Below are 7,212 nucleotides of genomic sequence, written 5' to 3'. Positions count from 1 at the left end.
TGGCGCTCAAGCATGCTCTGTCGGCGAAGGCCAAGGACGGCGGCCTGATCGTGATCGAAAGCGCACAGGTCAAGGACGCCAAGACCAAGGCGCTGGTCGGCCATTTCTCGGGTCTCGGCCTGACAAATGCGCTGATCATCGACGGCGCCGAGCTGCACACCGGTTTCGCGACCGCTGCGCGCAACATTCCGAATATCGACGTGCTGCCGATCCAGGGCATCAACGTCTATGACATTCTGCGTCGTCAGAAGCTCGTGCTGACGAAGGCGGCAGTCGATGCGCTGGAGGCGCGCTTCAAATGAAGAATATCGATCCGCGCCATTACGACGTGATCGTAGCTCCTGTCGTCACCGAAAAGGCGACGGTAGCGTCCGAGCACAACAAGGTCGTGTTCAAGGTCGCCAGCAAGGCGACCAAGCCGCAAATCAAGGAAGCCGTCGAGAAGCTGTTCGACGTCAAGGTGAAGCGCGTGAACACGCTGGTCCGCAAGGGCAAGACCAAGGTGTTCCGCGGCAATTTCGGTTCGCAGTCGGACGTGAAGCGGGCTGTCGTGACCCTCGAAGAGGGCCACCGCATCGACGTCACCACCGGACTATAAGGCGACACAGCGATGGCATTGAAAACATACAATCCGACGACGCCGGGCCAGCGCCAGTTGGTGATGGTCGACCGTTCGGCGCTCTACAAGGGCAAGCCGGTGAAGGCTTTGACCGAGGGCAAGCTCGGCAATGGCGGCCGCAACAACACCGGCCGCATCACGGTGCGCTTCCGCGGCGGCGGCCACAAGAAGGCCTACCGCATGGTGGACTTCAAGCGGAACAAGGTCGACGTTCCCGCCGTCGTCGAGCGGCTGGAATACGATCCGAACCGCACCGCGTTCATCGCGCTGATCAAGTATCAGGACGGCGAGCAGGCCTACATCCTGGCGCCGCAGCGGCTCGCCGCGGGCGATACGGTTGTTGCCGGCAACTATGTCGACGTGAAGCCCGGCAATGTCATGCCGCTCGGCAACATGCCGGTCGGCACCATCGTCCATAACATCGAGATGAAGATCGGGAAGGGCGGCCAGATCGCGCGTTCGGCCGGCACCTACGCCCAGATCGTCGGCCGCGACCAGGACTACGTCATTCTGCGCCTGAACTCGGGCGAGCAGCGCCTGGTGCACGGCCGTTGCCGCGGCACCATTGGCGCGGTGTCGAATCCCGATCACATGAACATCTCGATCGGCAAGGCCGGCCGTACCCGCTGGCTGGGCTGGCGTCCGCATAACCGCGGCGTCGTCATGAACCCGATCGACCATCCGCACGGCGGCGGCGAAGGCCGTACCTCGGGCGGCCGCCACCCGGTTACTCCGTGGGGCAAGCCGACCAAGGGCAAGAAGACCCGTTCGAATAAATCGACCAACAGATTCATCCTCCTAAGCCGCCATAAGCGGAAGAAGTAAGGAACGCCGGACATGGTTCGTTCAGTCTGGAAAGGCCCGTTCGTCGAAGCCTCTCTGCTCAAGAAAGCAGACGCTGCGCGCGCGTCCGGCCGTCACGACGTCATCAAGATCTGGAGCCGCCGCTCGACCATCCTGCCGCAGTTCGTCGGCCTGGTTTTCGGCGTCTACAACGGCCAGAAGCATGTGCCGGTCTCGGTCAACGAGGAAATGGTCGGTCACAAGTTCGGCGAGTTCTCGCCGACCCGTACCTTCCATGGCCACTCTGGCGACAAGAAAGCCAAGAAGGCTTGAGGAATAGACGATGAGCAAACCAAAGCGCGAACGTAGCCTCGCGGACAACGAGGCCAAGGCGGTTGCCCGGATGCTGCGCGTCAGCCCGCAGAAGCTCAATCTTGTCGCGCAGTTGATCCGCGGCCGGAAGGCGTCGGCTGCGCTCGCCGACCTGCAGTTCTCGCGCAAGCGGATCGCGGTCGACGTCAAGAAGTGCCTGGAATCGGCGATTGCGAACGCCGAGAACAACCATGACCTCGAGGTCGACGATCTCGTCGTCGCCGAGGCCCATGTCGGCAACGGCATCGTCATGAAGCGCTTTTCGCCGCGCGGCCGTGGCCGTTCGGGGCGTGTGTATAAACCGTTCTCGCACCTGACCATCGTGGTTCGTCAGGTCGAGGCCGAGGCTGGCGCTTAAGGGCGCGGGAGAAAACGATGGGTCAAAAGATCAATCCAATCGGACTGCGTCTCGGTATCAACCGCACCTGGGATTCGCGGTGGTTCGCCGGCAAGAACGAGTACGGCAAGCTGTTGCATGAAGACGTGAAGATCCGCGAGATCCTGCACAAGGAGCTCAAGCAGGCGGCCGTCGCCCGCATCGTGATCGAGCGTCCGCACAAGAAGTGCCGCGTGACGATCCATTCGGCGCGTCCCGGCGTCGTAATCGGCAAGAAGGGCGCCGACATCGACAAGCTGCGCAAGCGCGTTGCCGACATCACGGCTTCCGACGTCGTCATCAACATCGTCGAAATCCGCAAGCCGGAACTCGATGCCACGCTGGTCGCCGAATCGATCGCCCAGCAGCTCGAGCGCCGCGTCGCGTTCCGCCGCGCCATGAAGCGGGCGGTGCAGTCGGCGATGCGTCTTGGCGCCGAAGGCATTCGTATCAACTGCTCGGGCCGTCTGGGCGGCGCGGAAATCGCGCGCATGGAGTGGTACCGCGAGGGCCGCGTGCCGTTGCACACGCTGCGCGCCGACGTCGATTACGGCGTGGCGACCGCGTTCACCACGTTCGGCACCTGCGGCGTCAAGGTCTGGATCTTCAAGGGTGAGATCCTCGAGCACGATCCGATGGCCCAGGACAAGAAGATGGCCGAAGGCGACACTGCACGGCCGCGCCGCGACGCCGCTGCGTGAGACATCAGAAGAAGGTTTGAGGGCTTAAAGCCATGATGCAACCAAAGAAAACGAAGTTCCGGAAGGCGCATAAGGGCCGTATCCACGGCGTTGCGACTTCGGGTGCGACGTTGTCGTTCGGTCAATTCGGTCTGAAGGCGATGGCGCCCGAGCGCATCACCGCCCGCCAGATCGAAGCCGCGCGCCGCGCGCTGACCCGTCACATGAAGCGCGCCGGCCGCGTCTGGATCCGCGTGTTTCCCGACCTGCCGGTGTCGAAGAAGCCCGCCGAAGTCCGCATGGGTTCCGGCAAGGGCACGCCGGAATTGTGGGTGGCGCGGGTCAAGCCCGGCCGCGTGATTTTCGAGATCGACGGCGTCAACGTGCAGACCGCGAAGGAAGCGCTCACGCTCGCCGCCGCCAAGCTGCCGATCAAGACGCGCTTCGTCGCGCGCATTGCGGAGTAACCGTCATGGCCCCGATGAAAGTTGAAGACATCCGCGCGATGAGCGACGACCAGAGGGAGGACGCCGTCCTCAATCTGAAGAAGGAGCGTTTCAATCTGCGTTTCCAGCGCGCCACCGGGCAGTTGGAGAACACCTCGCGGCTGCGTGAAGCCCGCCGCGACATCGCCCGCATCAAGACCATCGCCGCGCAGGTTCGCGCGAAGAAGAAGTAAGAGGCCTTTATTATGCCGAAACGTACCCTTCAGGGCGTGGTCGTGAGCGACAAGCAAGCCAAGACGGTGGTGGTGCGCGTCGATCGCCGCTTCACCCATCCGATCTACAAGAAGACGATCCGCCGCTCCAAGAACTACCACGCGCACGACGAGAACAACGAGTTCAAGCCAGGCGACATGGTGTGGATCGAGGAGAGCAAGCCGATCTCGAAGTTGAAGCGCTGGACCGTGGTCCGGGGCGAGCAGAAGAAAACGGCCTGAGGTTCGTTCGGCCAGGCCGGACGGGTTATCAGGGAAAATTTTAGGCGCTAATTCGAGCGCATCAGAAAGAGGACGAGGTGCATCAATGATTCAGATGCAGACCAACCTCGACGTGGCCGACAATTCAGGCGCACGCCGTGTCATGTGCATCAAGGTGCTGGGGGGCTCCAAGCGCCGCTATGCCACCGTGGGCGACGTTATCGTCGTGTCGATCAAGGAAGCCATCCCGCGCGGGAAGGTGAAGAAGGGCGACGTGATGAAGGCCGTCGTGGTGCGGGTCCGCAAGGACATCCGCCGCGCTGACGGCTCGGTCATACGTTTCGACCGCAACGCCGCAGTGCTGATCAACAACCAGTCGGAGCCGGTCGGCACCCGTATCTTCGGGCCGGTGCCGCGCGAGCTGCGCGCCAAGAACCACATGAAGATCATCTCGCTTGCGCCGGAGGTGCTGTGATGGCTGCCAAGATCCGGAAAGGTGACAAGGTCATCGTGCTGAGCGGCCGCGACAAGGGCCGCACCGGCGAAGTATTCGAGGTCCGCCCCGCCGAGAACAAGGCGCTGGTGCGCGGCGTCAACATGGTGAAGCGCCACCAGAAGCAGACCCAGAACCAGGAAGGCGGCATCATCTCCAAGGAGTCGCCGATCCACCTGTCCAACATCGCCTATGTCGGCAAGGACGGAAAGCCGACCCGCGTGGGCTTCAAGATTCAGGCTGATGGCAAGAAGGTACGCATTGCCAAGAGCTCGGGAGCAGAGATCGATGGCTGATACCGCTTACACGCCGCGCCTGCGCGCGGAGTATGACAAGAGCATTCGTGGCCAACTGACCGAAAAGTTCGGTTACGCCAACGTTATGCAGGTGCCGCGGCTGGAAAAGGTCGTGCTCAACATGGGCGTGGGCGATGCCGTCAACGACCGCAAGAAGGCCGAGACCGCGGCTGCCGAACTGACGCAGATTGCCGGCCAGAAGGCGATCGTGACCTATTCGCGGATCGCGATCGCGACCTTCAAGCTGCGTGAGAACCAGCCGATCGGCTGCAAGGTCACGCTGCGCAAGGCCAAGATGTACGAGTTCATCGACCGCCTGGTGAACGTGGCACTGCCGCGCGTGCGCGACTTCCGTGGCCTCAATCCGAAGAGCTTCGACGGCCGCGGCAACTATTCGCTCGGCCTCAAGGAGCACATCATTTTCCCCGAAATCGATTTCGACAAGGTTTCGGAAGCCCGCGGCATGGACATCACGGTCTGTACCACGGCCAAGACCGACGACGAGGCGCGCGCCTTGTTGACCGCTTTCAATTTCCCGTTCCGGCAGTGAGACGCAGTTAAAGCCTCTCAAACGCGGAAACCCAGGAGCCAAGCATGGCAAAGAAGAGTTCGATCGAGAAGAACAACCGGCGCAAGCGGATGGCCAAGAACGCCGCGCCTGCGCGCGCGAAGCTGAAGGCGATCATCGCTGACAAGACCCGGCCGATGGAAGAGCGGTTTGCGGCGACGTTGAAGCTTGCCCAGATGCCGCGCAACTCGTCGACGACGCGCATTCGTAACCGCTGCGAACTGACCGGTCGTCCGCGCTCGAACTACCGCAAGAACAAGCTTTCCCGCATCGCGCTGCGTGAACTCGGCTCCAAGGGCCTGGTTCCCGGGCTCGTGAAGTCGAGCTGGTAAGGAGGGTCGTCAAGATGTCAACGCACGATCCGATCTCCGATCTCATCACCCGCATCCGCAACGCGCAGATGCGTTCCAAGTCCAAGGTCTCGACCCCGGGCTCGAAAATGCGCGCCAGCGTGCTCGAAGTGCTGAAGTCGGAGGGCTACATCCGTGGCTACGCCAGCGTCGAACACGCCTCGGGCCGCAGCGAGCTCGAGATTGAGCTGAAGTATTTCGACGGCGAGCCGGTCATTCGCGAGATCGAGCGGGTCTCCAAGCCGGGCCGCCGGGTTTACGCTTCGGTGAAGAACCTGCCGCGCGTGAACAACGGTCTCGGCATTTCGGTGTTGTCGACGCCGAAGGGAATCATGGCTGACCACGAAGCGCGCGATGCGAACGTGGGCGGCGAAGTTCTCTTCACGGTGTTCTGAGGAAGGATTTGAGCCATGTCACGTGTTGGCAAACGGCCTGTGGCGATCCCGTCCGGTGTGACGGCGACCGTCGAGGGACAGACCGTCAAGGTGAAGGGGCCGAAGGGCCAGCTTCAGTTCGTCGTCCATGACGACGTCGAGGTGAAGTTCGAAAGCGGTGAGGTCAAGGTCGCGCCGAAGTTCAAGACCAACCGCGCGCAGGCGATGTACGGCACCGCGCGTGCGCAGGTCGCGAACCTGGTCGAGGGCGTCACCAAGGGCTTCGAGAAGAAGCTCGAGATCACCGGCGTCGGCTACCGCGCCGCGATGCAGGGCAAGAACCTGCAGCTCGCGCTCGGCTACAGCCACGACGTGGTCTACGCGATCCCGGAAGGCATCACCATCGCGGTGCCGAAGCCGACCGAGATCACGATCACGGGCACCGATTCGCAGCGCGTCGGCCAGGTCGCGGCCGAGATCCGCGCCTACCGTCCGCCGGAGCCGTACAAGGGCAAGGGCGTGAAGTACGCCAACGAATTCATCTTCCGCAAGGAAGGCAAGAAGAAGTAACGGAGCCGGTCATGTCACTCAAGGTCACGAATGCCCGGCGCAAGCAGCGCGTGCGCAACGCGCTGCGCCGGTCCGCCAATGGACGCCCGCGTCTGTCGGTGTTCCGTTCGTCGAAGCACATCTACGCCCAGGTCATCGACGACCTGAAGGGCGAGACGCTGGCTTCCGCCTCGTCGCTGGAAAAGACCATGCGCGAGGCCGGCAATACGGGCGCCAACATCGATGCGGCCAAGGCCGTCGGCAAGCTGCTGGCGGAACGCGCCGTGCAGAATGGCGTCAAGGAAGTGGTGTTCGATCGCGGTCAGTATCTCTATCACGGGCGCGTCAAGGCGCTTGCGGATGCGGCCCGCGAAAGCGGACTGAGCTTCTAACGAACCGGTTTTTGATAATTACGAGGACAGGGGCTTTCTTCCCCTAAAGATTGGAAAACACCATGGCAGGTGAACGCGAACGCGGCGGACGCGAACGGAGCAGGGATCGCGATGAGCGCGACAGCGAGTTCGTCGACAAGCTGGTCCACATCAATCGCGTGGCGAAGGTCGTCAAGGGCGGCAAGCGCTTCGGCTTTGCGGCGCTGGTCGTGATCGGCGACCAGAAGGGCCGGGTCGGTTTCGGCCACGGCAAGGCGCGCGAAGTTCCCGAGGCGATCCGCAAGGCGACCGAGTCGGCCAAGCGCAACCTGACGCGCGTGGCGCTGCGCGAAGGCCGCACGCTGCATCACGACATCGCCGGCCGCCACGGCGCCGGCCGCGTCTACCTGCGCGCGGCTCCGGCCGGTACCGGCATCATCGCCGGCGGCCCGATGCGCGCGG

At 62.9% G+C, this 7,212-nt stretch carries 17 protein-coding genes; all 17 read left to right on the top strand.

All coding sequences use genetic code 11. The features are described from left to right. On the top strand, window positions 1-302 hold a 302-nt coding region (gene rplD, locus CP49_RS46940), incomplete at its 5' end, for a 50S ribosomal protein L4 (RefSeq protein ID WP_245310495.1). Then, window positions 299-598 carry a 50S ribosomal protein L23 gene (locus CP49_RS04645; protein ID WP_057849127.1) on the top strand — a complete coding sequence of 100 codons (300 nt, stop codon included), beginning with the start codon at window positions 299-301 and terminating at the stop codon, window positions 596-598. The genes rplD and CP49_RS04645, both read left to right, overlap by 4 nt. 12 nt (window positions 599-610) lie before the next feature. Continuing rightward, window positions 611-1,444, top strand: a complete 834-nt coding sequence (rplB, locus tag CP49_RS04640) for a 50S ribosomal protein L2 (protein WP_057849126.1) — start codon at window positions 611-613, stop codon at window positions 1,442-1,444. A gap of 12 nt (window positions 1,445-1,456) precedes the next feature. After that, entirely contained in the window at window positions 1,457-1,735 is a 279-nt protein-coding gene (gene rpsS, locus CP49_RS04635; protein WP_025588653.1) for a 30S ribosomal protein S19, read from the top strand. Between the two features lie 10 nt (window positions 1,736-1,745). Continuing rightward, window positions 1,746-2,132 carry a 50S ribosomal protein L22 gene (gene rplV, locus CP49_RS04630; protein ID WP_057849125.1) on the top strand — a complete coding sequence of 129 codons (387 nt, stop codon included), beginning with the start codon at window positions 1,746-1,748 and terminating at the stop codon, window positions 2,130-2,132. 17 nt (window positions 2,133-2,149) lie between these two features. Then, window positions 2,150-2,851, top strand: coding sequence for a 30S ribosomal protein S3 (rpsC, locus tag CP49_RS04625; RefSeq protein WP_057849124.1), 702 nt, complete (start codon window positions 2,150-2,152; stop codon window positions 2,849-2,851). A gap of 32 nt (window positions 2,852-2,883) precedes the next feature. Beyond that, a complete protein-coding gene (rplP, locus tag CP49_RS04620; protein ID WP_057849123.1) occupies window positions 2,884-3,297 on the top strand; it encodes a 50S ribosomal protein L16 in 414 nt (137 codons plus the stop codon). Between the two features lie 5 nt (window positions 3,298-3,302). Continuing rightward, the gene (gene rpmC, locus CP49_RS04615) at window positions 3,303-3,509 is read left to right on the top strand and encodes a 50S ribosomal protein L29 (protein ID WP_028349051.1); all 207 of its coding nucleotides are present in this window, start codon (window positions 3,303-3,305) and stop codon (window positions 3,507-3,509) included. A 12-nt stretch (window positions 3,510-3,521) separates the two neighbouring features. Continuing rightward, entirely contained in the window at window positions 3,522-3,770 is a 249-nt protein-coding gene (rpsQ, locus tag CP49_RS04610; RefSeq protein WP_009797129.1) for a 30S ribosomal protein S17, read from the top strand. Window positions 3,771-3,855: 85 nt separating this feature from the next. Beyond that, the gene (rplN, locus tag CP49_RS04605; RefSeq protein ID WP_011473865.1) at window positions 3,856-4,224 is read left to right on the top strand and encodes a 50S ribosomal protein L14; all 369 of its coding nucleotides are present in this window, start codon (window positions 3,856-3,858) and stop codon (window positions 4,222-4,224) included. Continuing rightward, window positions 4,224-4,538 carry a 50S ribosomal protein L24 gene (gene rplX / locus CP49_RS04600; protein WP_057849122.1) on the top strand — a complete coding sequence of 105 codons (315 nt, stop codon included), beginning with the start codon at window positions 4,224-4,226 and terminating at the stop codon, window positions 4,536-4,538. Before rplN ends, rplX begins: the two co-directional genes overlap by 1 nt. Next, window positions 4,531-5,088, top strand: a complete 558-nt coding sequence (rplE, locus tag CP49_RS04595; protein WP_057849121.1) for a 50S ribosomal protein L5 — start codon at window positions 4,531-4,533, stop codon at window positions 5,086-5,088. Before rplX ends, rplE begins: the two co-directional genes overlap by 8 nt. 44 nt (window positions 5,089-5,132) lie before the next feature. Next, window positions 5,133-5,438 carry a 30S ribosomal protein S14 gene (gene rpsN, locus CP49_RS04590; protein ID WP_057849120.1) on the top strand — a complete coding sequence of 102 codons (306 nt, stop codon included), beginning with the start codon at window positions 5,133-5,135 and terminating at the stop codon, window positions 5,436-5,438. 14 nt (window positions 5,439-5,452) lie between these two features. After that, window positions 5,453-5,851: a 30S ribosomal protein S8 gene (gene rpsH / locus CP49_RS04585; protein ID WP_057849119.1), complete on the top strand. Its 399-nt coding sequence runs from the start codon at window positions 5,453-5,455 to the stop codon at window positions 5,849-5,851. Window positions 5,852-5,866: 15 nt separating this feature from the next. Beyond that, window positions 5,867-6,400 carry a 50S ribosomal protein L6 gene (rplF, locus tag CP49_RS04580; RefSeq protein ID WP_057849118.1) on the top strand — a complete coding sequence of 178 codons (534 nt, stop codon included), beginning with the start codon at window positions 5,867-5,869 and terminating at the stop codon, window positions 6,398-6,400. Between the two features lie 11 nt (window positions 6,401-6,411). Continuing rightward, the gene (gene rplR / locus CP49_RS04575) at window positions 6,412-6,771 is read left to right on the top strand and encodes a 50S ribosomal protein L18 (RefSeq protein ID WP_057849117.1); all 360 of its coding nucleotides are present in this window, start codon (window positions 6,412-6,414) and stop codon (window positions 6,769-6,771) included. Between the two features lie 62 nt (window positions 6,772-6,833). Further along, window positions 6,834-7,212 (top strand): 30S ribosomal protein S5 (locus CP49_RS46935; RefSeq protein WP_245310494.1); only part of this gene is annotated, 379 nt, incomplete at its 3' end.

It is taken from the genome of Bradyrhizobium valentinum, assembly GCF_001440405.1.
GTDB classification, from domain to species: Bacteria; Pseudomonadota; Alphaproteobacteria; order Rhizobiales; family Xanthobacteraceae; genus Bradyrhizobium; species Bradyrhizobium valentinum.
The sequence above is the reverse complement of the archived record's forward strand: the minus strand, read 5'-3'. Positions and strand labels throughout refer to the sequence as shown.